The 25,938-nt window shown below is 72.4% G+C and carries 19 protein-coding genes and 1 pseudogene; 9 read left to right on the top strand and 11 right to left on the bottom strand.

The features are described 5' to 3' along the window. Positions 1–1,361: Na+/H+ antiporter NhaA (gene nhaA / locus G5C65_RS03000; protein WP_165296999.1), on the top strand; the 1,361-nt coding region annotated here is incomplete at its 5' end. A gap of 212 nt (positions 1,362–1,573) precedes the next feature. Here nhaA and G5C65_RS03005 read toward each other — a convergent pair. Continuing rightward, positions 1,574–2,839: a DUF4185 domain-containing protein gene (locus G5C65_RS03005; protein ID WP_165297000.1), complete on the bottom strand. Its 1,266-nt coding sequence runs from the start codon at positions 2,837–2,839 to the stop codon at positions 1,574–1,576. Positions 2,840–3,014: 175 nt separating this feature from the next. Here G5C65_RS03005 and G5C65_RS03010 point away from each other — a divergent pair, with 175 nt between their 5' ends. Then, positions 3,015–5,141, top strand: a complete 2,127-nt coding sequence (locus G5C65_RS03010; protein ID WP_165297024.1) for an FUSC family protein — start codon at positions 3,015–3,017, stop codon at positions 5,139–5,141. A gap of 39 nt (positions 5,142–5,180) precedes the next feature. On the opposite strand, the gene G5C65_RS03015 is transcribed toward G5C65_RS03010, so the two are convergent. From G5C65_RS03015 to iolC, 5 genes are all read right to left on the bottom strand, one after another. After that, on the bottom strand, positions 5,181–6,677 hold the full coding sequence (locus tag G5C65_RS03015) for a CoA-acylating methylmalonate-semialdehyde dehydrogenase (RefSeq protein WP_165297001.1): 1,497 nt from the start codon (positions 6,675–6,677) through the stop codon (positions 5,181–5,183). Positions 6,678–6,738: 61 nt separating this feature from the next. After that, entirely contained in the window at positions 6,739–8,625 is a 1,887-nt protein-coding gene (gene iolD / locus G5C65_RS03020; RefSeq protein ID WP_165297002.1) for a 3D-(3,5/4)-trihydroxycyclohexane-1,2-dione acylhydrolase (decyclizing), read from the bottom strand. After that, positions 8,622–9,536: a 5-deoxy-glucuronate isomerase gene (iolB, locus tag G5C65_RS03025; protein ID WP_165297003.1), complete on the bottom strand. Its 915-nt coding sequence runs from the start codon at positions 9,534–9,536 to the stop codon at positions 8,622–8,624. The genes iolD and iolB overlap by 4 nt, the downstream gene beginning before the upstream one ends. 15 nt (positions 9,537–9,551) lie before the next feature. Next, entirely contained in the window at positions 9,552–10,433 is an 882-nt protein-coding gene (locus tag G5C65_RS03030) for a Cgl0159 family (beta/alpha)8-fold protein (RefSeq protein ID WP_420903264.1), read from the bottom strand. A gap of 122 nt (positions 10,434–10,555) precedes the next feature. Then, on the bottom strand, positions 10,556–11,542 hold the full coding sequence (gene iolC, locus G5C65_RS03035; RefSeq protein WP_165297004.1) for a 5-dehydro-2-deoxygluconokinase: 987 nt from the start codon (positions 11,540–11,542) through the stop codon (positions 10,556–10,558). 231 nt (positions 11,543–11,773) lie between these two features. On the opposite strand from iolC, the gene G5C65_RS03040 reads away from it, so the two are divergent. Then, a complete protein-coding gene (locus tag G5C65_RS03040) occupies positions 11,774–11,968 on the top strand; it encodes a helix-turn-helix transcriptional regulator (RefSeq protein ID WP_165297005.1) in 195 nt (64 codons plus the stop codon). 101 nt (positions 11,969–12,069) lie between these two features. Then, positions 12,070–12,291 carry a heavy-metal-associated domain-containing protein gene (locus G5C65_RS03045; RefSeq protein ID WP_165297006.1) on the top strand — a complete coding sequence of 74 codons (222 nt, stop codon included), beginning with the start codon at positions 12,070–12,072 and terminating at the stop codon, positions 12,289–12,291. Between the two features lie 422 nt (positions 12,292–12,713). On the opposite strand, the gene G5C65_RS03050 is transcribed toward G5C65_RS03045, so the two are convergent. Together G5C65_RS03050 and recD2 are read right to left on the bottom strand one after the other, a co-directional pair. Beyond that, positions 12,714–14,018 carry a citrate synthase gene (locus G5C65_RS03050; RefSeq protein ID WP_165297007.1) on the bottom strand — a complete coding sequence of 435 codons (1,305 nt, stop codon included), beginning with the start codon at positions 14,016–14,018 and terminating at the stop codon, positions 12,714–12,716. Between the two features lie 133 nt (positions 14,019–14,151). After that, the gene (gene recD2 / locus G5C65_RS03055) at positions 14,152–16,419 is read right to left on the bottom strand and encodes an SF1B family DNA helicase RecD2 (RefSeq protein WP_165297008.1); all 2,268 of its coding nucleotides are present in this window, start codon (positions 16,417–16,419) and stop codon (positions 14,152–14,154) included. Positions 16,420–16,704: 285 nt separating this feature from the next. Here recD2 and G5C65_RS03060 point away from each other — a divergent pair, with 285 nt between their 5' ends. From G5C65_RS03060 to rbsD, 5 genes and pseudogenes are all read left to right on the top strand, one after another. Further along, positions 16,705–17,712, top strand: coding sequence for a LacI family DNA-binding transcriptional regulator (locus tag G5C65_RS03060; protein WP_165297009.1), 1,008 nt, complete (start codon positions 16,705–16,707; stop codon positions 17,710–17,712). Then, a complete protein-coding gene (locus G5C65_RS03065) occupies positions 17,709–19,265 on the top strand; it encodes a sugar ABC transporter ATP-binding protein (RefSeq protein WP_420903265.1) in 1,557 nt (518 codons plus the stop codon). Before G5C65_RS03060 ends, G5C65_RS03065 begins: the two co-directional genes overlap by 4 nt. Further along, positions 19,255–21,247: pseudogene (locus G5C65_RS38920) on the top strand (ABC transporter permease/substrate-binding protein). The gene G5C65_RS03065 and the pseudogene G5C65_RS38920 overlap by 11 nt, the downstream one beginning before the upstream one ends. 28 nt (positions 21,248–21,275) lie before the next feature. Continuing rightward, positions 21,276–22,247: a ribokinase gene (locus G5C65_RS03080; RefSeq protein WP_165297012.1), complete on the top strand. Its 972-nt coding sequence runs from the start codon at positions 21,276–21,278 to the stop codon at positions 22,245–22,247. Continuing rightward, positions 22,244–22,633: a D-ribose pyranase gene (gene rbsD / locus G5C65_RS03085; RefSeq protein ID WP_165297013.1), complete on the top strand. Its 390-nt coding sequence runs from the start codon at positions 22,244–22,246 to the stop codon at positions 22,631–22,633. The genes G5C65_RS03080 and rbsD overlap by 4 nt, the downstream gene beginning before the upstream one ends. Before the next feature lie 84 nt (positions 22,634–22,717). Here rbsD and G5C65_RS03090 read toward each other — a convergent pair whose 3' ends face one another. Genes G5C65_RS03090 through G5C65_RS03100 form a run of 3 tightly spaced genes read right to left on the bottom strand, consistent with a single transcriptional unit; the run spans position 22,718 to position 25,889 of the window. Next, complete coding sequence (locus G5C65_RS03090; RefSeq protein WP_165297014.1) at positions 22,718–23,563, bottom strand: TIM barrel protein; 846 nt, start codon at positions 23,561–23,563, stop codon at positions 22,718–22,720. Beyond that, the gene (locus G5C65_RS03095; protein ID WP_338146216.1) at positions 23,560–24,735 is read right to left on the bottom strand and encodes a dihydrodipicolinate synthase family protein; all 1,176 of its coding nucleotides are present in this window, start codon (positions 24,733–24,735) and stop codon (positions 23,560–23,562) included. Before G5C65_RS03095 ends, G5C65_RS03090 begins: the two co-directional genes overlap by 4 nt. Then, a complete protein-coding gene (locus G5C65_RS03100; RefSeq protein WP_165297015.1) occupies positions 24,732–25,889 on the bottom strand; it encodes a Gfo/Idh/MocA family protein in 1,158 nt (385 codons plus the stop codon). Before G5C65_RS03100 ends, G5C65_RS03095 begins: the two co-directional genes overlap by 4 nt. Positions 25,890–25,938: the final 49 nt, after the last annotated feature.

Genomic DNA, 25,938 nt, shown 5'->3' on the forward strand with positions numbered 1-25,938 from the left:
GCACCACCAACCCCCCGGAGACCTCCTCCTCGCCCACCGCCCTCTTCCAGCGCCCCTCCGCCAAGGAGCGGCGGCTCCTCACGGACGCCCTGCGGACCGAGACGGTCGGCGGCATGGTGCTGCTCTTCGCGGCGGTCGCCGCACTCGTCTGGGCGAACACCCCGCTGAGTCACGCGTACGAGACGCTGCGTGAGACCCACTTCGGGATCTCGGCGCTGGGCCTGGACCTGTCCGTCGAGCACTGGGCCTCCGACGGGGTGCTGACCATATTCTTCTTCGTCGCCGGGATCGAGCTGAAACGCGAGCTGACGGTCGGCGAGCTGCGCCGGCCCTCGGCGGCGGCGCTGCCGGTGGTGGCGGCGCTGTGCGGGATGGCGGTGCCCGCGCTGACCTACCTCGTGGTGAACCTGGCGGGCGGCGGGAAGCTGCACGGCTGGGCCATCCCGATGGCGACGGACATCGCGTTCGCACTCGGCGTCCTCGCCGTGATCGGCACCAATCTGCCCTCCGGCATCCGCGCCTTCCTGCTCACCCTCGCCATCGTCGACGACCTGGGCGCGATCCTGGTGATCGCGGTCTTCTACACCTCGGACCTGAACTGGTGGGCCTTCGCGGGCGCCGTCGCCGGGCTGATCGTCTTCCGGGTGCTGCACATCAACCTGCGGGTGCGCGGCTGGTACGTGTATGTGCCGCTGGCGCTGGCCATCTGGGCGCTGACGTACAACAGCGGGGTACACGCCACCATCGCGGGCGTCGCCATGGGCTTCCTGCTGCGCGTCACCCCGGACGACGAGGAGGACCCGGACTCCACGTCCACGGGTGAGCGTGTCGAACACCTGGTCAGGCCGCTGTCGGCGGGATTCGCCGTACCGGTCTTCGCGCTGTTCTCTGCAGGGGTCGCGGTCTCCGGGTCCGCGCTCAGCGAAACGTTCCGGCAACCGGAGGCGCTCGGCGTGATGCTCGGGCTGGTCGCCGGGAAGTTCTTCGGCGTCTTCGGCGGCACCTGGCTCGCGGCTCGCTTCACCCGGGCCCGGCTCAATCCCGAGCTGTCCTGGTCGGACGTCGCGGGCGTGGCGATGCTGGCCGGGATCGGCTTCACCGTCTCGCTGCTGGTGACGGAGCTGGCCTTCGACGGGCCCACCGTCACGGAGCACGCCAAGGCCGCCGTGCTGATCGGCTCCCTGCTGTCGGCGCTGGTGGCGTGCGTACTGCTGAAGGTGCGGGACGCGCAGTACCGGGCCATGTGGGAGGAGGAGACCCGGGACGAGGACGGGGACGGGATACCGGACATAGACCAGGCCCCGGACGCCGAGCGGCGCCCCACGGAGGCCGCCCGCCGCGCAACGGACGGCGGTTCCTGAGAGCGCCCCGATATCTCGGAGGGACCCTCTCAGGGGCGCGGGGAACTGCGCGCCCGACCACGACGCGTCCGCGGACTGCAGAGCGCAGCAAGGGGCAGCCCGTACCCAGCCACTGGTCACGGGCTGCCCCTTGCTGCGCATCGCAGCCTGCGGTGCTTCACGGCCGGGCGTGCAGTTCCCCGCGCCCCCGGAAGGGGCTCCGACAGCTGTGGCTAGGAGTTCACCGGGCCGGTCTTCAGCCGGAGGAAGCGGGGCCGATAGAACTCCACGTTCCGGTGAATCGCTCGGGAGTCGCCCAGCACATTCACGTCGTACCCCAGCAGCAGCTCCCCGCGCGCGTCGAACTCCGCGTGCGCCTGCGGGTTGTACGGCACAGCGCCCGCCTCGCCGCTCCCGGCCGGCAGCGGGGGGCGGGCCACCTTCGCCGGGCCGTGCCAGGGACCGGTCGGCGCGCAGGACCAGTACGAGACGACGTCGGTGACGCCGCGGCCGTCCGGGGCCCCGGCGTCCATGGTCATCAGCAGCCAGGTGTCCCCGCGGCGCGCCACGGTGTAGGTGCCGGTCGCGCCGCGCTGCTCGGTCCTGCCGACGAGTATCGGCTCGGACCGGTCCGGGTCCCGCTGCCAGCCGGACCCCTCGGCGCCGTCCCCGGCCCAGTACTCCCACGCGGACGGGTCGGCCAGCTCGCCCTCCGGCACCCGGGCCACATGCGCCCGCGACGCCTTGCCGCTGACGCTGCCCTCGTCGGCGCCGAAGACATACGTCCAGCCGCCCTCGGTGAGCGCCGAGGTGCCGTACAGCACCCGGCGCTCCACGTCGGAGCCGCCCGGCTGGTGGACCGTCTCGATGCCCTCCACCCGCAGGTCCGGCAGCGAGAGGGTGGCGACCTCGCTGGCCCGCGGCACCCCGAAGATCCACGGGGGGCTGCCCGCCTCGCGCTGCCACAGCAGCACCCGGACCACCTTCTCGGCCGATCCCGGCCGGCGGGGCTCCACCACGGCCTGCACGGGCCAGCGCCACACCTCGCGCCCGTCGCCGGTGGCGGTGCCGGGGAAGAGAGCGCCGGGCCGGTCCGCGCTGCCGCCCAGCAGGGTGCGCCGCAGCCGCGCGTCGGACCCCATCACCAGGCCGGAGTTGCGAACCCACACCGGGTCGGGACGCCGGGTGCGGCCGCCGTGGACCTCGTCCAGGAAGGTGTCGGCCGACAGCCACAGGGTCCGCCCGTCCGGCAGCCGTACGGAGCGGGTTCCGTCGCCGCCCGTCCAGTCGTCCAGCCGGGAGTTGTCGTTGCCGTAGCGGGTGAACTCCGCGTTCATGCCGTCGGCGGCCCGCCAGCCCGTCACCCGCACGCCCCCGCACGACCCGTCGTCGCCGCCGTCACCCGGCACGGACAGCAGCACGGCCACCAGCACCGCGACGGCCAGCCCTGTCCACAGGGTCCTCCTGGTGACGGCGGGGAGCGGTCTGAGGCGCGGCATCAGCCCACAGGCTAAGGCCCCCCGGGCCCCAGCCGGGTATCACCGATCTGACAATTCCCGCCGGCCCGGGGCTCTCCAGGGCGCATCCGAACCCCTCCCACCGCCACGACCTGCGACGCCGTCCGTTCGCGCGCCGGGTGCCCCCGTATTCTCTACAGATGTGAGAGCCACCGTGCTGCCCTGGTTCCGGGCGCTGAAGAACACCGCGCTGTCCGGGCTGAGTGTGGAGCGCGCGGCGCTGACGCCGAAGCTCGCGCTGCGCGGGGCGTGCGGGGTGGCCCTGGTGATCGGCTTCGCGCTGGTGGTCGGGTCCCCGCAGCTCGCGGTGTCCAGCGCGTTCGGCGCGTTCGCCTCGGGGGTGGCGACGTTCCAGCGGAGCTGGCGGCCCCGGCCGGTGCTGGCACTGTCCGCCGCGGCCGGGCTGGCCGTCTCCACCTTCCTCGGCTATCTGCTGGTGGGCACGGAGCCCGCGTTCGTCGCGCTGATCGCGGCGTGGGCGTTCCTGGCCGGGATGGCCTGGGGCATGGGGCCCACCTCGGGCGTGGTCGCGGGGCTCACCGTGGCCGTCATGCTCATCACCGTCACGCTGCCCACCACCGTGCTGGGCGCCCTGGGCCACGCCGCGCTGATCGCGGCGGGCGGCGTGGTGCAGGCGGGGCTGATCGTGCTGTTCCCGGTACGGCCGTGGGGCGCGCGGCGGGACGCCCTCGCGGACGCGCTGGCGGGCGTGGCCGACTACGCGCGGCGGCTGCGGCACGACCCGGTGGCCGCGTTCGACCCGGTGCCGCTGATGGAGGCGCGCGACGCGGCGGCCGTCTCGCCGCGGCAGGCCCGGCGCAGGCCCCGGCAGCTGCAGGGCTACCGCGCGATGGCCGAGCGCTTCCGTCCCGCGCTCGCCTCGCTCGCCGACCCGGTGGTGGGCGGCGCCCCGCTGGAGGGGCCCGAACGGGACCGGGTGCGCGAGCTGCTGGGCGCCGCCGCGACCGTGCTCGACGCCGCGGCGCGGGCCATCCGGCGCGGCACGCGGCTGCGCCTCCCGCAGGAGGCGCTGGACATCCTGCAGGTGCCCGAGGGCGGCGGGGTGCTCACCGGTCCCGCGCGCAAGGCGGCGCTGCGGCTGATCGCACTCACCGACGACGTCGTGGAGGCCGCGCAGGAGCCGGTGGAGGTGACCGGACGGCGCGGCCTGCTGCCGGCCCGGCCGGCCACCTGGCACACCGCCGAGGACCGGCCCCAGCGGCCGCGCTTTCTGGCCCGCCCCTCGCTGGCCGCGCTGGTGCCGGTGGCGCTGCGCTCGTTCCGCCGCGAGCTGCGCTGGTCCTCGCCGGTGCTGCGGCACGCGCTGCGGGTCAGCGGCGTGGTGTGCGCGGGCTATCTGCTCGGCGACGCGCTGCCGCCGCTGCACGGCTACTGGATCCCGCTCACCGCCGTGATGGTGCTGCGCCCGGACTTCTCCCGTACATACGAACGCGGGTTCGCCCGGCTGACGGGGACGGTCGTCGGCGTCGCGGTGGCGGGCGGGCTGATGGCGCTGGCCTCGCCCGGCCCGTATCCGAGCGCGGCGCTCGCGGTGGTGTCGGTGGGGCTGATGTATCTGCTGATGAGCACCGGGTACGCGATCGTCTCGGCCTGCATCAGCGCGTATGTCGTCTTCCTGCTCGGCATCGCGGGCACGATCTGGTCGCAGACAGCGCTGGAGCGGATCTGGCTGACCGCCACCGGCGGGGCGCTGGCCATGCTGAGCTACGCCCTCTTCCCGGCCTGGGAGACCCCCCGGCTGCGGGACCGGCTCGCCGACTGGCTGGCGGCCAACGGCCGGTACGCCCTCGCCGTCCTGGACACCCTCGCCCAGCCCGCCGAACGCGCCCCCCGCCAGGTGCGCGAGGCGCTGCTCGACGCGCGCGCGGCGCGCCAGGAGTGGGAGGAGGCGGCGGGCCGCGCCCAGGCCGAACCGGTGCGCCACCGGGGGCAGCTCTCCCGGCTCTCCCAGCGCTCCGCGACCGGCGCGCAGTCCGCGCTCATCACGATGGGCCGGGCCGCGATGCTGCTGGAAACGCATATTCCGGGGCAGGACGCACAGCCCTCCCAGGGGGCAGCGGAGTTCGCCGCGGCGCTGCGGCCCGCCCTCACCGCGGCGGCGCGGGCCATCCGCGAGGGCGAGCCGGTGGACCTCCGTGCGGTGCACACCGCGCTGGAGCGGTGGGCAGCGGCGGCGGGCGACCCGCCGCCGGTCGGCCTGCGGACGGCGGACCTGCTGACCGACGCGCTGGACGACCTGGCGGCAGCCGTCAACCCGAAGTGAGTGTGCCCCCGCCGGCGGGGGCACCGGACCGGCCGGGCGTCACGACGACGTCGGGAAGCCCAGGTTGATGCCGCCGCTGTCGGCAGGGTCCGGCCAGCGGGTGGTGATGACCTTGCCCCGGGTGTAGAACTGCACCCCGTCGTTGCCGTAGATGTGCAGGTCGCCGAAGAGGCTCTGCTTCCAGCCGCCGAACGAGTGGTAGCCGACCGGCACCGGGATGGGCACGTTGACGCCGACCATGCCGGCCTCGACCTCCAGCTGGAAGCGCCGGGCCGCGCCGCCGTCGCGGGTGAAGATGGCGGTGCCGTTGCCCCACTTGCTGCTGTTGATGAGGGCGATGGCCTCGTCGTACGTCTCAGCGCGGACCACGCACAGGACGGGGCCGAAGATCTCGTCCTCGTAGGCGTCCATGCCGGGGCGTACCTTGTCGAGGAGGGAGACGCCGGTGAAGAAGCCGCTCTCGTGGCCCTCGACGGTGAAGTCCGTGCCGTCGACCACCACCTGGGCGCCCTGGTCCGCCGCGCCCGTGACATAGGAGTTGACCTTGTCGCGGTGCTCGCGGGTGATCAGCGGGCCCATCTCGCTGGCCGGGTCGTCGCCGGGGCCGATCCGCAGCGTACGGGCGCGCTCGGCGATCTTGTCCACCAGCGTGTCGCCCATGGCGCCGACCGCGACGACCACGGAGACCGCCATACAGCGCTCGCCCGCCGAGCCGTAGGCGGCGTTGATGGCGTTGTCGGCGGCGTGGTCGAGGTCGGCGTCGGGGAGCACCAGCATGTGGTTCTTGGCCCCGGCCAGCGCCTGTACGCGCTTGCCGTGCGCGGTGGCCTCGGCCTGGATGTACTGGGCGATGGGCGTCGAGCCGACGAAGGAGACCGCCGCCACGTCCGGGTGGGTCAGCAGCCGGTCGACGGCGATCTTGTCGCCGTTGACGACGTTCAGCACGCCCTGCGCAAGGCCCGCCTCGGCCGCCAGCTCCGCCAGCCGGTACGAAGCCGACGGGTCCTTCTCGCTGGGCTTGAGGACGAAGGTGTTCCCGCAGGCGATGGCCAGCGGGAACATCCACATCGGCACCATCGCGGGGAAGTTGAACGGGGTGATGCCCGCGACGACGCCGAGCGGCTGCCGGATCGAGGAGACGTCGACGCGGGTGGAGACCTGCGTGGACAGCTCGCCCTTCAGCTTCTCGGTGATGCCGCAGGCCAGTTCGACGATCTCCATCCCGCGCGCGACCTCGCCGAGCGCGTCGGAGTGCACCTTGCCGTGCTCGGCGGTGATCAGCGCGGCGATCTCGTCGCGCCGCGCGTCCAGCAGCTCGCGGTACCGGAAGAGGAACGCGGTGCGCTGGGCGAGGGAGGTCTGCGACCAGGTGGTGTACGCCTCCCTGGCCGCCGCCACCGCCGCGTCCACCTCCTCGACCGAGGCGAGCGAGACCCGGGTGGGCTGCTCGCCGGTCGCCGGGTTGTAGACGGGACCGAAGGAGCCGGAAGTGGACTCGGCGGCCTTGCCGTCGATCCAGTGGCCGAGGGTCTTCATGGAGCGGGACCTTTCTCAGGGAGTCTCGGGAGTCTCGGGGGGGGCTCAGGGGGCTCGGGGCCTACAGGTGGCGGCGCCGGAGCGCGGCCTGGCGGTCGTAGGCGACACGGGCCTCGCGCGCCGCCGGGCGCTCGGCGGTCTCGGCGACCACCACGTCCCACCACGCCTCAGGGCCGGGCGCCGGGACCCGCGGTGCGGTGTCGGTCTCGACGTGGACGCAGCTGGGCCGGTCGGAGGCGCGGGCCGCCGCCAGCGCCTCGCGGAGCTCGGCGTAGCCGCGGGCGCGGTACACCTCCATGCCGAGCGAGGCGGCGTTGGCGGCGAGGTCGACGGGCAGCGGGTCGCCGGAGTAGGTGCCGTCGGCCGCGCGGTAGCGGTACTCGGTGCCGAACCGCTCGGCGCCGCTGGCCTCGGAGAGCCCGCCGATGGACGCGTAACCGTGGTTCTGGAGGAGGACGAGGTTGATGTTGACTCCCTCCTGGACCGCCGTGACCAGCTCGGTGGGCTGCATCAGATACGTCCCGTCGCCGACCAGCGCCCACACCGGCCGGTCGGGTGCGGCCAGCCGGACGCCGAGAGCGCCGGGGATCTCGTAGCCCATGCAGGAGTAGCCGTACTCCAGGTGGTACTGGCGGCGGGAGCGGGCCCGCCACAGCTTGTGCAGGTCGCCGGGGAGCGATCCGGCGGCGTTGATCACCACGTCGGTGTCGCCGACGACCGCGTCCAGCGCGCCGAGCACCTGGGGCTGCGAGGGGCGCTCCTTCTCGTCGGCGGGCGGCGCGCAGACCGCGTCGACCACCCGCTCCCACGCCGCCTTGCCCTCCGCGTACTCGGCCTCGTACGCCGGGTCCACCCGGTGGCCCGCGAGCGCGTCCGTGAGCCCCTCCAGCGCCGCGCGCGCGTCGGCCACGACGGTGCGGGCGCTCAGCTTGTGCGCGTCGAAGGAGGTGATGTTGAGGTTGACGAAGCGCACGTCCGGGTGCTGGAAGAGGGTGGCGGAGGCGGTGGTGAAGTCGGTGTAGCGGGTGCCGACGCCGATCACCAGGTCGGCGGCGCGGGCGAGTTCGTCCGCGACGGCGGTGCCGGTGTGGCCGATGCCGCCCACGTCGCACGGGTGGTCGTAGCGCAGCGACCCCTTGCCCGCCTGGGTGGAGGCGACCGGGATGCCGGTCACGTCGGCGAGCGCGCGCAGCGCCTCCTCGGCCTCGCTGTGGTGCACGCCGCCGCCCGCGACCAGCAGCGGGCGGCGCGCGGCGCGCACCGTACGGGCCGCCTCGGCCAGCGCCTCGGGCTCGGGGCCCGGACGGGCCACCCGCCACACCCGCTCGGCGAAGAACTCCTCGGGCCAGTCGTACGCCTCGGCCTGCACGTCCTGCGGCAGCGCCAGGGTGACGGCGCCGGTCTCGGCCGGGTCGGACAGCACCCGCATCGCCTGCAGCGCGGCCGGGATCAGCGCCTCGGGGCGCATGACGCGGTCGAAGTAGCGCGAGACGGGGCGCAGCGCGTCGTTGACCGACACATCGCCCGCGTGGACCACTTCGAGCTGCTGGAGGACCGGGTCGGGCGCCCGGCTGGCGAAGATGTCGCCGGGCAGCAGCAGCACGGGCAGCCGGTTGACGGTGGCGAGCGCGGCGCCGGTGACGAGGTTGGTGGCGCCGGGGCCGATGGAGGTGGTGACGGCCTGCGCGGACAGCCGGTCGCGCTGGCGTGCGAAGCCGACGGCCGCGTGCACCATGGACTGCTCGTTGCGGCCCTGGAGGAACCGGAGCGGCGCCTCGGGGCCCTGGCCGCTCTCCAGCAGGGCCTGGCCCATGCCGGCCACGTTGCCGTGCCCGAAGATGCCCCAGCAGGCGTCGATCAGCCGGTGCCGTACGCCGTCGCGCTCGGTGCGCTGGGCGGCGAGGAAGCGGACGAGCGCCTGGGCGACGGTGAGTCGGACGGTGGTCACTCGGCGCCCTCCTCTGCGGGCCGGCCCGCGGACTCCCGCGCACCGTAGAGCGGGAGCCGGGGGTCGAGGGGCGTGTCGGCCCACGCGCCGCGGATCCACGCGTGGTCCGGGTGGTCGCAGATGAGCCAGGCGCGGTCCGTCCCCGGCCCGGCCATCACGTTCAGGTAGTACATGTCGTGGCCGGGCGCGGCGATCGACGGGCCGTGCCAGCCGTCGGGGATCAGCACCGCGTCGCCGCCGCGCACCTCGGCGAGCACATCGGTGCCCTTGCCGTGGCCGCTCGGGGAGACGCGCTGGTAGCCGAGGCCCGGCGTCCGGTCATGGGGTGCGATCTCGAAGTAGTAGATCTCCTCCAGCTCGCTCTCCACGCCCTCCCGGTGCTCGTCGTGCTTGTGCGGCGGGTACGAGGACCAGTTGCCGCCCGGGGTGAGCACCTCGACGGCGATGAGCCTGTCGGCCTCGAACACGCCCGCCGCGCCGAAGTTGTTGACCTGCCGGGAGCAGGTGCCGCTGCCGCGCAGCTCGACGGGGACGTCCCCGGCCGGGCCGTAGCGCGCGGGCAGCCGCCGCTCGCAGCGGGCGCCGGTCAGCGCGAACCGCCCGCCGCGCTCGCTGCTGATCCGCGCCCGCGCGTCCCGCGGGATGTACGCGAAGTCGCTCACGCCGGTGAACACGCTCTCGCGCCCGTGCAGCGCGAAGGTCTCGCCGCCGGCCGCGACCGTGCAGCCGCCGCTGAGCGGGAGCACGATCCACTCGCTCTCACCGGCGTCGAACTCGTGTGCTTCGCCCGGTCCCAGCTGAAGCACCCGCAGCGAGGAGTAGCCCCACCCGGCGCGCTCGGGACCCACGTCCAGGGCGTACGGCCCGCGGGCCGCGCTCCCCGCCGGGAGGTGGAAGTCGGTGTCCTTCATGTCCTCATGTCCCTTTCAGAGCAGCCCGACAGCGGTGTCCACGGCCGCGCTCACATTCCCGTCGGCCGGATACAGCAGCGAGCGTCCCACCACGAGGCCGCGCACGGTGGGCAGGCTGAGCGCCTTGCGCCACTTCTCATACGCCCCCTCCTGGTCGCCGTTGACCTCGCCGCCCAGCAGCACGGTGGGCAGCGAGGAGGTCTCGCACACCCACGCCATGTCGTCCGGGTCCTCGGTGACCGGCAGTTTCAGCCAGCTGTAGGCGGAGGTCCCGCCCAGCCCGGCCGCGATGGCGATGGACCGGGCGACGGCCTCGCCGCTCAGGTCGTTCCGCACCTTCCCTTCCACCCTGCGGGAGATGAAGGGCTCCAGGAAGAGGGGCAGGCCGCGGGCCGCCATCGCGTCCACGGCGCGCGCGGAGGACTCCAGGGTGGCCAGCGAGCCGGGGTCGCCGTCGTCGATACGCAGCAGCAGCTTGCCCGCGTCGAACCGCAGCCGCTCGATGTCCTCGGCGCGGTGCCCGGTGAACCGGTCGTCCATCTCGAACGCGGCACCGGCCAGGCCGCCCCGGTTCATGGAGCCCATGACGACCTTGTTCTCCAGCGCGCCGAGCAGCAGCAGGTCTTCGAGGATGTCGGCGGTGCCGAGCACGCCGTCGACACCGGGGCGGGACAGCGCGACCATCAGCCGTTCGAGCAGCCCGGCGCGGTTGGCCATGGCGAGCCGGTCGCCGCCGACGGCCAGCGCGCCGCGCGCCGGGTGGTCCGCGGCGACGATCATCAGCCGCCCGGAGTCCCCCACCAGGGGCCGCCGGGCCCGCCGAACCGCCGCCTCGGCAACGGCCTCGGGGTGCCGGGTCCGCACCTCGCTGAGCTCGGCAATACTGACGCTACTCACCAGCGGCTCGCTTTCTGAGGGAGGGAAGACTTCCGGCCGCACCGGCGCGCGGCCACAGCGGCGAGATCCGGCCGCACGGGCGGGCGCGGAGCGCTCGGCGGGGGACGCGGGGGACGGGAGGCTCAGCCACGCAGCAGCCCCTCGACCTCGTGCGGCTCCGGCATCGCCGACGAACACGCCAGCCGCGAGGCGACCAGGGCACCCGCGGCGTTCGCGTACCGCATCACGTACTCCAGGTCCCAGCCGGCGAGCAGCCCGTGGCACAGGGAGCCGCCGAAGGAGTCGCCCGCGCCCAGGCCGTTGACGACCTCCACCGGGTGCGGCGGGACCTCGGCGACCGTGCCGTCCCGGTGCACGGCGAGCACGCCCTTGGGGCCCTGCTTGACGACGGCCAGCTCGACGCCGGCGGCCAGCAGCGCCTCCGCGCAGCCGCGCGGCTCCCGCACGCCCGTCGCGACCTCGCACTCGTCGACGTTGCCGACGGCGACCGTGGCGTGTGCGAGGGCCTGCCGGTAGAGCGGCCGGGCCGCCTCCTTCGCCTCGTCCTCGCTCAGCGCCGCGTCGGCGCCCGCGCCCCAGAACATCGGCCGCCAGTCGAGGTCGAACACGGTGGCGGTGCGCTCGGCGCGGTGCGCTGCGCGCGCCGCCAGCGCGGCGAGCGTGGCGGTGCGGCTGGGCTCGGCGCACAGCCCGGTGCCGGACATCCAGAAGATCTCCGCTGCCGCGATGCCGTCGTACTCCAGCTCGCCCTCGTGGATCTCCAGGTCGGGCGCCTTGGGCAGCCGGTAGAAGTACAGCGGGAAGTCGTCGGGCGGGAAGATCTCGCAGAAGGTGACGGGCGTCGGATACGCGGCGACCGGGGTGACCCAGCGGTCGTCGACGCCGAAGTCCCGCAGTGCCTCATGGCAGTAGGTGCCGAACGGATCGTCGCCGGTGCGGCTGATGACGGCGGCCGACCGGCCCAGCCGGGCGGCGGCGACCGCGACGTTGGTGGGCGAGCCGCCGAGGAACTTCCCGAAGGACTCGACCCTCGGCAGCGGCACACCCGTCTGCAGCGGATAGATGTCCACACCGATGCGGCCCATCGTGACGACCTCGTGCCTGGCCATACGGGATGCCCTCTCTGCTGACGCTCCGAGCTCCCATCGTCTGCCGGGCGGGAGACCCCTGTCAATAGTTTGTCCTTACATTAAGACGTAACCATGGCCAGCGTGTCACGAGCGTCACCGTTGCGCGGGTTCCGGGTCACAGCCGCACCACAGCCACCCCGGCGGTGTCACTCTGCGTCGTACGCCGGGCACAGGCTGGGTGATCCACAGCCACCCCCTGGGAGGTGCCATATGGCCGACCGCCGGCTCTGGTCGTACAAGGAGATCGCCGCACACATCCGCGTCCAGCCGGACACCGTGCGCTCCTATCGAAAACACGGGCTCCTGCCCCCGCCCGACCTGGTCGAGGGCGGGCGGCCCTACTGGTTCGCCGACACCATCCGCGCCTGGGTGGCCCGGCGTCCCGGGCACCGCGGGGGCCGCTGACGCCGCACCCGCCATCCCCGCCATACCCATAGGGGGTATACACTGGACAGCGGCCGACACCCGTTGCCACCACGACGCGGAACGATTGCGAGGACCTGCCCATGAGCACCGTCACGACCACCGTCTACACCGTCTCCGGGATGAGCTGCTCCCACTGCGAGAACGCGATCTCGGAGGAGGTCTCGAAGATCGACGGCGTCTCGGCCGTCCAGGCCGACGCCTCGACCGGCGAGGTCACCGTCACCTCGGCCACCCCCCTGGACGACGCGGCGGTCCGCGCGGCCGTCGACGAAGCGGGCTACGACGTGGTGGACCGCGCCTAGGCCGCCCCCGGCGCCCCCGCCGCACCACGCACCGGCATCACGCACCGGCATCACAAAGCGCCCCGCCGCACAGGTCCCCCCACGGGCCCGTCGACGGGGCGCTTCCGATTCCCGGTCCTGGATTCCCCCCACGGGATCCTGGCCGGGCGCCTGGTGGTTGCACGCGGACGGGAAGGCCGCTCAAAGCTCCCCGGGCACGCTCACCCTCTGCGACGCCGAAGCGCGTCCCCCAAGACGCGCCCGGCGAGCGGCGGCGACTCCGCCGGGAAGCCGGCGCCACCCGGTTAGACCCACAACCCCCGGCAATGGTTACCCCCCGGAGTGTGTGATCTACGTCTCACCGGCCGGGCACAAACGGAAGGCCCTAGTCCGGATGGACCAGGGCCTTGAGCGTTCGGGGAGCGGTCGGGGCGCGGTGCGCCTCAGCGGGCCTCGACCGGGACGTACTCCCGCTCGACGACGCCGGTGTAGATCTGCCGGGGGCGCCCGATGCGGGAGCCCGGCTCCTTGATCATCTCGTGCCACTGGGCGATCCAGCCCGGCAGCCGCCCCAGCGCGAACAGCACGGTGAACATGCTGGTCGGGAAGCCCATGGCGCGGTAGATCAGACCGGTGTAGAAGTCGACATTGGGGTAGAGCTTGCGCTCGACGAAGTAGTCGTCCGAGAGCGCGTGCTCCTCCAGGCGCAGGGCGATGTCCAGCAGCTCGTCGCTCTTGCCGAGGGCCGAGAGCACATCGTGCGCCGCCGACTTGATGATCTTCGCCCGGGGGTCGAAGTTCTTGTAGACACGGTGTCCGAAGCCCATCAGCTTCACACCGTCTTCCTTGTTCTTCACCTTGCGGATGAAGGTGTCCACATCGCCGCCGGACGCCTGGATGCCCTCCAGCATCTCCAGCACGCTCTGGTTGGCGCCGCCGTGCAGCGGGCCCCACAGCGCGCTGATCCCGGCGGAGATCGAGGCGAACATGTTCGCCTGCGAGGAGCCGACCAGCCGGACCGTGGAGGTCGAGCAGTTCTGCTCGTGGTCGGCGTGCAGGATCAGCAGCTTGTCCAGGGCGCTGACCACGACCGGATCCAGGTCGTACTCCTGTGCGGGGACCGAGAAGGTCATCCGGAGGAAGTTCTCCACATACCCCAGGTCGTTGCTGGGGTAGACGACCGGGTGCCCGATGGCCTTCTTGTAGGCGTACGCGGCGATGGTCGGCAGCTTCGCCAGCAGCCTTATGGTCGACAGATGGCGCTGCTTCTCGTCGAACGGGTTGTGGCTGTCCTGGTAGAACGTCGACAGCGCGCTGACCACCGAGGACAGCATGGCCATCGGGTGGGCGTCGCGCGGGAAGCCGTCGTAGAACCGCTTGACGTCCTCGTGCAGCAGGGTGTGCTGGGTGATCTCACCCTTGAAGTGGGCCAGCTGGTCGACGGTGGGCAGCTCGCCATTGATCAGCAGGTAGGCGGTCTCCAGGAAGGTCCCGCGCTCGGCCAGCTGCTCGATGGGGTATCCGCGGTAGCGCAGAATGCCCTGCTCGCCGTCGAGATAGGTGATGGCGGACTTGTACGCGGCGGTGTTGCCGTAGCCGGAGTCCAGGGTCACCAGACCGGTCTGGGCGCGCAGCTTGCCGATGTCGAACCCACGGTCGCCCACCGTGCTGTCGACGACCGGGTAGCTGTACTCGCCGTCTCCGTAGCGGACTACTACGGAATTCTCGCTCTCGCGGTGTTCGCTCACGTCATCCCTCACCGACGTAGTGCCTCTTCTTCGAGGTGCCCTGACTCGTTCCACTCTCCCCCACTGAGCGCCGTGCGGTGCACTCGGGGTCAGCCAGAAGCCTCCATGGTGGCACGGAGTGCCGCCCTCACAGCTATCGTGCACCCTCCGAGCCGCCGGGGTCACCCCCTCGCACACCTCCGGGTGCGAGGGTTCCGCTGAGCCGGTGCGCCAGCGCGGTGTGCCGCCGCCCGGCCGACACCGTGCGTACAGCCTGGCCCAGAGCTCGCCGCGAGCCGACCAGCACCACCAGGCGCTTCGCCCGGGTGACGGCGGTGTAGAGAAGGTTGCGCTGGAGCATCATCCAGGCGCCCGTGGTGACCGGAATCACCACCGCCGGATACTCACTGCCCTGGGAGCGGTGGATGGTGACGGCGTAGGCGTGGGAGAGCTCGTCCAACTCGTCGAATTCGTAGGCCACCTCCTCGTCCTCGTCGGTGCGCACGGTCAGCCGCTGGTCCTCCACGCTGAGCGCGGTGACCACACCGACCGTGCCGTTGAAGACACCGTTCGCCCCTTTCTCGTAATTGTTCCTGATCTGAGTGACCTTGTCGCCCACACGGAAGACCCGGCCGCCGAACCGCTTCTCCGGCAGGTCGGGCCGGGCCGGGGTGACCGCCTGCTGGAGCAGGCCGTTGAGCACGCCCGCGCCCGCGGGGCCCCGGTGCATCGGCGCGAGCACCTGCACATCCCGGCGCGGATCCAGGCCGAACTTCGCGGGGATCCGGCGCGCCGCCACATCCACGGTGAGCCGCCCCGCCTCCTCGGTGTCCTCCTCAGCGAAGAGGAAGAAGTCGGTCATCCCCTGGGTGAGCGGCTGGCTGCCGGCGTTGATGCGGTGCGCGTTGGTGACCACGCCGGACTGCTGGGCCTGCCGGAAGATGCGCTTGAGCCGCACCGCAGGCACCGGGCCGCCGTCGGCGAGCAGATCCCGCAGCACCTCCCCCGCGCCGACGGAGGGCAGCTGGTCCACATCGCCCACCAGCAGCAGATGCGCGCCCGGCGACACGGCCTTGACGAGCTTGTTCGCCAGCAGGAGGTCCAGCATGGACGCCTCGTCGACCACGACCAGGTCGGCCTCCAGCGGCCGGTCCCGGTCGTACGCCGCGTCGCCGCCGGGCTTCAGCTCCAGCAGCCGGTGCACGGTGGACGCCTCCACACCGGTCAGCTCCGCCAGCCGCTTGGCGGCCCGCCCGGTCGGCGCAGCGAGCACCACCCGCGCCTTCTTCGCGCGGGCCAGCTCGACCACCGAGCGCACGGTGAACGACTTCCCGCAGCCCGGTCCGCCGGTGAGCACCGCGACCTTCTCGGTGAGCGCGAGCCGCACCGCGTCCCGCTGCTCCGGGGCGAGCTCGGCGCCGGTGCGCTGCGCCAGCCAGCCGAGCGCCCGGTCCCAGTCGACGTCCCGGAACGCCGGGATCCGGTCCTCCGGCGCGCGCAGCAGCCGCAGCAGCTGGGCGGAGAGCGAGAGCTCGGCGCGGTGGAAGGGCACGAGATAGACCGCCGTCTGCCCGCCTTCCGGATCCTGCGGATCCGGCACCCGCTCGCGCACCACGCCCTCCTCCTCGGCCGCCAGCTCACCCAGGCACTCGATGACCAGCCCGGTGTCGACCTGGAGCAGCTTGACCGCGTCCGCCAGCAGCCGCTCCTCGGGCAGATAGCAGTGCCCCTGGTCGGTGGACTGGGACAGCGCGTACTGCAGGCCGGACTTGACCCGCTCCGGGCTGTCGTGCGGGATGCCGACCGACTGGGCGATGCGGTCGGCCGTCAGAAAGCCGATGCCCCAGACGTCGGCCGCGAGGCGGTAGGGCTCGGATCGGACGACGGAGATGGCCGCGTCGCCGTACTTCTTGTAGATCCGCACGGCGATGGAGGTGGAGACGCCGACGCCCTGCAGGAAGACCATCACCTCCTTGATGGCCTTCTGCTCCTCCCAGGCGGCCGTGATCTTCTTGGTGCGCTTCGGGCCCAGCCCGGGGACCTCGATCAGCCGGCCGGGGTCCTGCTCGATGACATCCAGCGTGTCCGTGCCGAAGTGCTCGGTGATGCGGTCGGCGAAGACCGGGCCGATGCCCTTGATCAGGCCGGACCCGAGATAGCGCCGGATGCCCTGGATGGTGGCGGGCAGCACCGTCGTGTAGTTGTCCACCGTGAACTGGCGGCCGTACTGCGGGTGGGACCCCCAGCGGCCCTCCATCCGCAGCGACTCGCCGACCTGCGCGCCCAGCAGAGCGCCCACGACGGTGAGGAGTTCGCCCGCGCCGCGGCCGGTGTCGACCCGTGCGACCGTGTATCCGTTCTCCTCGTTGGCGTACGTGATGCGCTCAAGGACCCCTTCGAGCACGGCAGCTTGGAACGTCATATCACTGACGGTAACCCCGCCTGCCGCCCCGCCCCACCCCTGTGGATAACCGCGCACAACGGGCCTCCGGTATACGCGAGTTGTACCAAGCCCGCACGCAGCGTGACATGACCACGTCCTCGGTCACGAATTGGCATCGGGCACCTGCGCGAACTTGCGTAAAGCGGAGGCGATCACTTCTCATACTCGATGTAATCGATTCCACGCGTGCAATGAGGCCGCGTTCCGGCCGCCGCGCGCACAGGGACACCTCCACCCCCGTTCACTCTGGAACCGGCACTTCCCATGGCAGGCATCAAGGACGTCGCAGCACGGGCGGGCGTTTCCGTCGCCACCGTCTCGCGCGTCCTCAACGGCCACAGCGGTGTCCGCGACGACACCCGCTCCCGCGTGCTGTCGGCCATGGCGGAGCTGCGCTACCGGCCCAACGCGGTGGCCCGTTCGCTGCGCACCGACCAGACCCGCACGCTCGGTCTGATCATCAGCGATGTGCTCAACCCGTTCTTCACCGAGCTGGCCCGCGCCGTCGAGGACGCGGCGCGCAGCCGCGGCTACAGCGTCGTCATCGGCAACGCCGACGAGCAGCTCGCCCTCCAGGACCACCACGTCCGCACGCTGTCCGACCGCCGGATCGACGGGCTGCTGGTCTCCCCCGCCGACGGGGACTCGGCGGTGCTGCGCGAGGCCGTCCGCTCGGGCATTCCGATGGTCTTCGTGGACCGCTGGATCGACGGCCTCGACGTCCCCGTCGTCCGCGCGGACGGACGCGAGGCCGTTCGCGATCTGGTGGCACACCTGTACGCACTGGGCCACCAGCGTCTCGCTATCATCACCGGACCCGTCGCCACCACCACCAGCAACGAGCGGGTGGACGCCTTCCGTTCGGCCCTGTGCGAGCACGGACTGCCGCTGCCCGCGCCCTACATCGGGCAGGGCGACTTCCGGACGGCGAGCGGACGGCGGGTGACAAGTGATTTCTTCGGGCTCCCCGAGCCGCCCGAAGCGATCTTCGCCACCGACAACCTGATGGCCCTCGGCGTCATGGACGAGCTGCGCAGGCGCGGCCTGCGGGTGCCCGACGACATGGCGCTGGCCGCGTTCGACGACATCGCCTGGTTCCCGCACACCGACCCGCCCGTCACCGCCATCGCCCAGCCGACCGCGGAGCTGGGGCACCGGGCCGTCGCCGCACTGACCGACCTCGTGGAGGGCCGGAGCGCGGACTCCGTCACGCTCTCCGCGCACCTGATACCGCGCCGCTCCTGCGGCGAAGACGAAAGGAGCCGCCGTTGACCACCCCCGATCCGCCCCCGGCACAGGAGCTGCTGCGCATGGAGGGCATCAGGAAGGTCTTCCCCGGTGTGGTCGCCCTCGACGGCGTGGACTTCGACCTGCGCGCCGGCGAAGTGCATGTGCTGCTCGGCGAGAACGGCGCGGGCAAGAGCACCCTGATCAAGATCCTCTCCGGTGTCTACCGCGCGGACGGCGGACGGGTGCTGCAGAACGGCAGGCCCGTGCGGGTCGCCGGTGCGGAGGCCGCCGAGAAGCTGGGCATCGCGGCCATCCACCAGGAGTTCAACCTGGTCCCCCACCTGTCCATCGCGGAGAACCTCTTCCTGGGCCGCCAGCCGCGCCGCTACGGCCTGCTGGACCGCAAGAAGATGGAGGCCGACGCCGCCGTCCTGCTCCAGCGGGTCGGCGTGGACGCGCCGCCGCGCACCCCGGTGCGCGAACTGGGGATCGCCGGGCGCCAGATGGTGGAGATCGCCAAGGCGCTCAGCCTGCGCGCCCGGGTGCTCATCATGGACGAGCCGACCGCCGTGCTCACCGCGGAGGAGGTCAACCGGCTCTTCGCCATCGTGCGCAAGCTGCGCTCCGAGGGCGTGGGGATCGTCTTCATCACCCACCATCTGGAGGAGATCCCGCAGATCGGCGACCGCGTCACCGTGCTGCGCGACGGGCGCAGCGTGGGCCAGGTGCCCGCCTCCGCACCGGAGGACGAGCTGGTGCAGCAGATGGTCGGCCGCAGCATCGAGCAGCAGTACCCGCGCGACACCGGCCGGGTGACGCCCTCCGCGCAGCCGCTGCTGCGGGTGACAGGGCTGCGCCGCGCCGGGGTGTTCCACGACATCCACTTCGAGGTGCGGGCCGGCGAGGTCGTCGGCGTCGCGGGCCTGGTGGGCGCGGGCCGTACGGAGGTGGCGCGGGCGGTGTTCGGCGCCGACCCGTACGACGCGGGCACGGTGGAGGTGCTCGGCAAGCGGCTGCCCGGCCACAACGTGAGCGCGGCGCTCGCCTCGGGCCTGGGCCTCGTCCCGGAGGACCGCAAGGGCCAGGGGCTGGTGCTCGGCTCCTCCATCCAGGAGAACCTCGGGCTGGTGACCCTGCGCAAGGCCACGCGCGGCGGGCTGGTCGACCGGGCGGCGCAGAAGCGCGACGCGGGCCGTATCGCCGAGCGGATGGCCGTGCGGATGGCCGGGCTGGACCAGCACGTGGGCACCCTCTCGGGCGGCAACCAGCAGAAGGTCGTCATCGGCAAGTGGCTGCTGGCCCAGTCCCGGGTGCTGATCCTCGACGAGCCCACCCGCGGCATCGACGTCGGCGCCAAGGTCGAGATCTACCAGCTCATCAACGAGCTGACGGCCTCGGGGCACGCGGTACTGATGATCTCCAGCGACCTCCCCGAGGTGCTGGGCATGAGCGACCGGGTCCTGGTGATGTCCCAGGGCCGGATCGCGGGAGAACTGACCGCGCGGGAGGCGACCCAGGACGCCGTGATGGCCCTGGCCGTCGGCACCTCCGCGCACGGAGCGAACGAGATGGAGGACTCTCCCCGTGGCCATTGACACGCAGCCGGGTCACCGCCTGGACAAGCGCCCCAGCGGCAACGGGCCGCCGCCCGTGATACGACGCCTCGTGCTGGACAACGGCGCGCTGCTCGCACTGGTCGCGATGGTCATTCTGATGGCCGTCCTGTCGGGCAACTTCTTCACCACGACCAACATCGTCAATGTCGGTGTGCAGGCGTCCGTCACCGCGATTCTCGCGTACGGCGTCACCTTCGCCATCGTCTCGGGCGGCATCGACCTGTCCGTCGGCTCCGTGGCGGCGTTCTCCGCGGTCATGCTCGGCTGGTTCACCACCAACCAGGGCGTGCCCGTCTTCTTCGGTGTCATCCTCGCGATCCTGGTGGGCACCGCCTGCGGGCTGGTCAACGGTCTCCTCATCGCGTACGGCAAGCTTCCGCCGTTCATCGCCACGCTGGCCATGCTCTCGGCGGCCCGCGGTCTCGCCCAGGTGGTCTCCGAGGGCGCGCCGATCGCGCTCCCGGACTCGCTCTCCTGGGTGGGCGAGAACCTGAACGACTACATCGCCACCCCCGTGCTGATCATGATCGCCATGGGGCTCATCGCGGGCCTGGTGCTGATGCGCACCTACAGCGGCCGGTCGATGTACGCCATCGGCGGCAACGAGGAGGCGGCACGGCTCTCCGGAATTCGGGTCCAGCGGCAGAAGATCATTGTTTATGCCCTGGTGGGCGCCTTCGCCGCGGTCGCCGGAATTGTGCTGGCCTCCCGGCTGGTCTCGGCTCAGCCCAACGCCGCCGAAGGTTACGAACTGGATGCGATTGCGGCGGTCGTCATCGGCGGCGCGAGCCTCGCCGGAGGGGTCGGCAAGGCGTCTGGCACGCTGATTGGTGCCCTGATCCTGGCCGTTCTCCGCAATGGGCTCAATCTTCTGGATGTGTCCGCCTTCTGGCAACAGGTCGTCATTGGGGCGGTCATTGCGCTGGCCGTGCTTCTCGATACACTGCGTCGCCGCGCATGATCTTTGTGCGACGGGGGAGCAGGCCAGGTTCATTCATCTGCCAACTGCAAGGAATGCAGCAATGAGCATGAGAAAGAGCACGTCCGCGGTCGTGATGGCGACGGCAGTAGCCCTCACCGTGACCGCATGCGGGTCCGACTCCGATTCCGGGGACGGAAAGGAAAACGTCAAGCTCGGCTTCGCGATATCCGCGCTGAACCAGCCCTTCATGATTCAGATGAAGGAGGGCGCCGAAGCCGAGGCGAAGGCGCAGGGTGCGAAGATCACGGTCCAGGACGGTCAGGACGACGCCTCGACCCAGGCCAACCAGATGCAGAACTTCACCTCGCAGCAGGTGAAGGGCATCATCATCAACCCGGTCGACTCCGACGCGGCGGCTCCCTCCGTCAAGGCTGCCAACAACGCCAAGATCCCGGTCATCGCCGCCGACCGCAGCGTCAACAAGGAGAAGGTCAAGGCGACCGTGGCCTCGGACAACGTCGAGGGCGGCAAGATGGCGGCCAAGGCCATCGCCGAGCAGCTCGGGGAGAAGGGCAAGATCCTCCAGCTGCGCGGCCAGGTGTCCACCTCGGCGGCCCGCGAGCGCAACAAGGGCTTCACCGAGGGCCTGAAGGAGTACCCGAACGTCAAGGTCGTCGCCAAGCAGCCGGCGGACTTCCTGCGCGACAAGGGCCTCAACGTCACCCAGAACGTCATGCAGTCCCACCCGGACATCGACGGTGTCTTCGCCGAGAACGACGAGATGGCGCTCGGCGCCATCAAGGCGCTGGGCGGCAAGGCCGGCAAGGACGTCAAGATCGTCGGCTTCGACGGCACTCCTGACGGCTTCAAGGCCATCAAGAAGGGCACGATGAACGTCACCATCGCCCAGCAGCCCAAGGAGCTGGGCAAGATGTCCGTCCGCAACGCCATGCGGGTCGTCGACGGCACGGACATCCAGAGCCAGATCAAGGTCCCGGTCAAGGCCGTGACCAAGAAGAACGTCGACCGTTTCTCCTGACGGTGCGACGGAGCGCAAGGGGCACCGGATGCACGAGTACGACCTGCTGGTCGTAGGGTCCGCCAACGCCGATCTGGTCGTCCATGTCGACCAGCGGCCCGCGGCGGGCGAGACGGTGCTCGGGTCGGATCTCGCCATCCACCCGGGCGGCAAGGGCGCGAACCAGGCGGCGGCCGCCGCCCGGCTCGGAGCCCGCACGACACTGCTCGCACGCGTCGGGAACGACGCGTACGGGCGGATGCTGAGCCAGGCCCAGCGGGCGGCTGGAGCCGACACCACCGGCCTCCTGGAGGGCGAGGACGCACCCACCGGCGTCGCCCTCATCACCGTGGACGCGGCCGGCGACAACAGCATCGTCGTCTCCTCGGGAGCCAACGCCCGGCTCACCCCCGAGGACGTGACCGAGGCGCGCCGGCTGTTCGAGGCGGCGACGGTCGTCTCCCTCCAGCTGGAGATCCCACGGGAGACGGTCGAGGCGGCGGCGCACACCGCCGCGGCCTCCGGCGCACGCGTCGTACTCAATCCCTCGCCCCCTGCGCCCCTGCCGGGCAGCGTGCTCGCTGTCTGCGACCCCCTGGTGGTCAACGAGCACGAAGCCCGACGGCTGCTGGAAGACCCCGCGGACGGCCGGGTGGACGGCCGGGTGGACGACCGCGCGACGGGACGGCCGGAGGAGTGGGCCGAGGCGCTGCTGGAGCGCGGACCGCGCAGCGTCGTGGTCACCCTCGGGGCCGAGGGCGCCCTGGTCGCCACCCCCGGCAGCGCCGCGGTCCGGGTGCCCAGCCCCTCCGTCACGGCGGTGGACACCACGGGCGCGGGGGACGCCTTCACGGGTGCCCTCGGCTGGCGGCTGGGACGCGGGGACGGGCTGGTGGACGCGGTGCGGTACGCCGTACGCGTGGGCTCCTTCGCCGTCACCCGGGCGGGGGCCCAGGAGTCGTACCCCGGCGCCGAGGAGTTCGAGAAGTTTTCGGGGAACTGCGAGAAGGGCGCCACGTGAAGAAGTCCGGAATCCTCAACCGCCATCTGTCCGGGGCGCTGGCCCGGTTGGGGCACACCGACCTGGTGATGGTGTGCGACGCCGGCCTTCCGATCCCGGACGGGCCCGCGGTCGTGGACCTCTCCTTCCGGTCCGGAGTGCCCTCCTTCGCCGAGGTGCTCGACGGGCTGCTGGACGAACTGGAGGTGGAGGGCGCGACGGCGGCCCGGGAGGTGCGCGGTGCGAACTCCGCGGCGAGCGGTCTGCTGGAGCGGCGCTTCACGGAGCTGGAGCTCGTCCCGCACGAGGAGCTGAAGGCCCGTACGCGCGAGGCGCGGCTGGTGGTACGGACGGGGGAGACCAAGCCGTACGCCAACGTGCTGCTGCGCTGCGGCGTGCCGTTCTGACGGCACGCCGCAGCGAGTGCGGTTCCCCGGCGCAGCCGCAGGGGCCCGGTCCGCAGGACCGGGCCCCTCGCACGCCGCACGGGGTCAGCCGAGGACGTGCTCGGCGTACCGCTGTGCCGTCTGGGCCAGCACCTCCGCACCGTCCCGCTCCCACAGCCGCGGGTTGAAGATCTCGACCTCGACCGGTCCCTGGTATCCGGCGGCGTCCACCTGGCGCCGGAAGCCCCGCAGATCGACGCTGCCGTCGCCGAGCTGCCCCCGGCCGAGCAGCACGCCCTCCGGCAGCGGGGTGACCCAGTCGGCCACCTGGAAGGCCGCGATACGCCCGGCCGCGCCGGCGCGCGCGATCTGTTCCGGCACCCGCTCGTCCCACCACAGGTGATACGTGTCCACCACGACGCCGACCCGCTCGGCCGGGAAGCGCTCCGCGAGGTCGAGCGCCTGGCCGAGCGTGGAGACCACGCAGCGGTCCGACGCGTACATGGGGTGCAGCGGCTCGATCGCGAGCCGCACGCCGCGCTCCTGGGCGTACGGGCCCAGTTCGGCCAGCGCGTCGGCCACCCGCTCGCGCGCCCCCGGCAGATCGCGGCTGCCGTCCGGCAGTCCGCCGGAGACGAGGACGAGGGTGCCGGTGCCGAGCGCCGCCGCCTCGTCCAGGGCCGCGCGGTTGTCGTCCAGGGCGCGGCGGCGCTCGGCGGGCCCGGCCGCCGTGAAGAAGCCGCCCCGGCACAGCGAGGTGACGGTCAGCCCGTGGTCCCGCGCCAGCCGCGCTGCGGCCTCGGGCCCGTACTGCTGGACCGGCCCGCGCCACAGGCCGACGCCCGGAACGCCCGTCCGCTCCAGCGCGGCGGCGAGCTCGGGGAGCGGAAGCTGCCGTACGGTCTCCTGGTTGAGGGACAGCCGGGACAGGTCCGGCGCGGGACGGTTCACTGGGCCACCCCCTGCACCGCGAGCAGGCTCCGCATCCGGGAGGCGGCCAGCCCCGGGTCGGGGAACAGCCCCAGCCCGTCGGCCAGTTCGTAGGCGTGGGCGAGGTGCGGCAGGGAGCGCGCCGACTGGAGGCCGCCGACCATCGTGAAGTGCTCCTGGTGCCCGGCGAGCCAGGCGAGCAGCACGACGCCGGTCTTGTAGTAGCGCGTCGGGGTCCGGAAGAGGTGCCGGGCGAGCGGGACGGTCGGGTCGAGGGCGGCCCGGAACGCCGCACCGCCGTTGCTGTCCAGCAGCCGTACGGCCTCGGCGGCGCGGGCGGCGAGCGGGTCGAAGACCCCGAGCAGCGCGTCGCTGTGCCCCCGCTCGTCCCCCGCGATCAGCTCGGGGTAGTGGAAGTCGTCGCCCGTGTAGCAGCGCACCCCCTCCGGCAGCCGGCGGCGCAGCGCGACCTCGCGCCCGGCGTCCAGCAGCGAGACCTTCACCCCGTCGACCTTGTGCGGGTGCGCGGCGACGGCCTCCAGGAAGGTCTCGGTCGCGCGGTCCAGGTCGGTGCTGCCCCAGTAGCCCTCCAGCGCCGGGTCGAACATGGGCCCGAGCCAGTGCAGGATGACGGGCCGCTCCGCCTGGCGCAGCAGATGGCCGTAGACCTCCAGGTAGTCCTCGGGTGCGCGGGCCGCCGCCGCGAGGGCGCGGGAGGCCATCAGGATCGCCTGTGCGCCCGTTTCCTCGACGAGCTGGAGCTGTTCCTCGTAGGCGGCGCGAATGACCGCCAGAGACGGCTCCAGGCCCGTCAGCTGATCGGTTCCCGCACCGCAGGCGATCCGCCCGCCGACGGCCCGCGCCTCGGCGGCCGAGCGGCGGATCAGCTCGGCGGCGCCCGCCCAGTCCAGGCCCATGCCGCGCTGCGCGGTGTCCATCGCCTCGGCGACCCCCAGCCCGTGCCCCCACAGATGGCGGCGGAAGGCGAGCGTGGCGTCCCAGTCGAGCGCGGCGGGTCCGTCCGGAGGGGTGTCCGCGAGCGGATCGGCCACCACGTGCGCGGCGGCGAAGACCGTGCGGGAGGAGAGCTCGGCGCCGTCCGGGCGCGTGGCGGGCGCGGCGCGGGCGGCGGGCGTGTACATGCGGACGGTCCCGTCCGGCGCGGGCAGCCGGAGAACCGCGGTGTCGCTCACAGGCCCAGCTCCGGTACGTCGTAGCGGCGGCCGTCGGCCGAGGACTTCAGGCCCAGCTCGGCGAGCTGCACGCCGCGCGCGCCGGCCAGCAGGTCCCAGGAGTAGGGCTCGTCCAGCACGACGTGCCGCAGGAACAGCTCCCACTGCGCCTTGAAGCCGTTGTCGAACTCCTGGTTGTCCGGCACCTCCTGCCACTGCTCGCGGAACGGCTCGGTGGCCGGCAGGTCGGGGTTCCACACCGGTTTGGGCGTGCCCGAGCGGTGCTGGAACCGGCAGCGGCGCAGCCCGGCCACCGCCGAGCCCTCGGTGCCGTCCACCTGGAACTCGACCAGTTCGTCGCGGTTGACCCGGACCGCCCAGGAGGAGTTGATCTGTGCGACGGCGCCGCCCTCCAGCTCGAAGATGCCGTACGCGGCGTCGTCCGCCGTCGCCTGGTACGGCTCGCCCCGCTCGTCCCACCGGCGGGGCACGTGCGTGGCGGCGAGCGCCTGGACGGTGCGGACCCTGCCGAACAGCCCGTGCAGCACGTACTCCCAGTGCGGGAACATGTCCACGACGATGCCGCCGCCGTCCTCCGCGCGGTAGTTCCACGAGGGGCGCTGGGCGTCCTGCCAGTCGCCCTCGAAGACCCAGTAGCCGAACTCGCCGCGCACGGACAGCACACGGCCGAAGAAGCCCCCCTCGACGAGCCGCCGGAGCTTCCGCAGCCCCGGCAGGAAGAGCTTGTCCTGGACGACGCCGTGCTTGACGCCCGCCCGGTCGGCCGCGCGGGCCAGCTCCAGCGCGGCGCCGACCGAGGTGGCGGTGGGCTTTTCGGTGTAGATGTGCTTACCCGCCGCGACGGCCTTCTTCAGCGCCTCCTCGCGCGCGGAGGTGACCTGCGCGTCGAAGTAGATGTCCACGCTGTCGTCCGCGAGCACCGCGTCGAGGTCCGTGGAGACGGCGCCGGGGTCCAGGCCGTGCTCGTCGGCCAGGGCCCGCAGGGCGTGCTCCCTGCGCCCCACGAGCACCGGTTCGGGCCAGAGCGTCGCACCGCCGCCCAGGTCCAGACCGCCCTGCTCACGGAGGGCGAGGATGGAGCGGACGAGGTGCTGCCGGTGCCCCATCCGGCCGGTCACGCCGTTCATGGCGATCCGAACTGTCTTACGTGTCACGTGGTCGTCTCCCTCGGCACCCTCGCAGTAAGCGCTTTCTACAGGCCAA

This window comes from Streptomyces boncukensis, from assembly GCF_011045075.1.
Taxonomy (GTDB): Bacteria; Actinomycetota; Actinomycetes; order Streptomycetales; family Streptomycetaceae; genus Streptomyces; species Streptomyces boncukensis.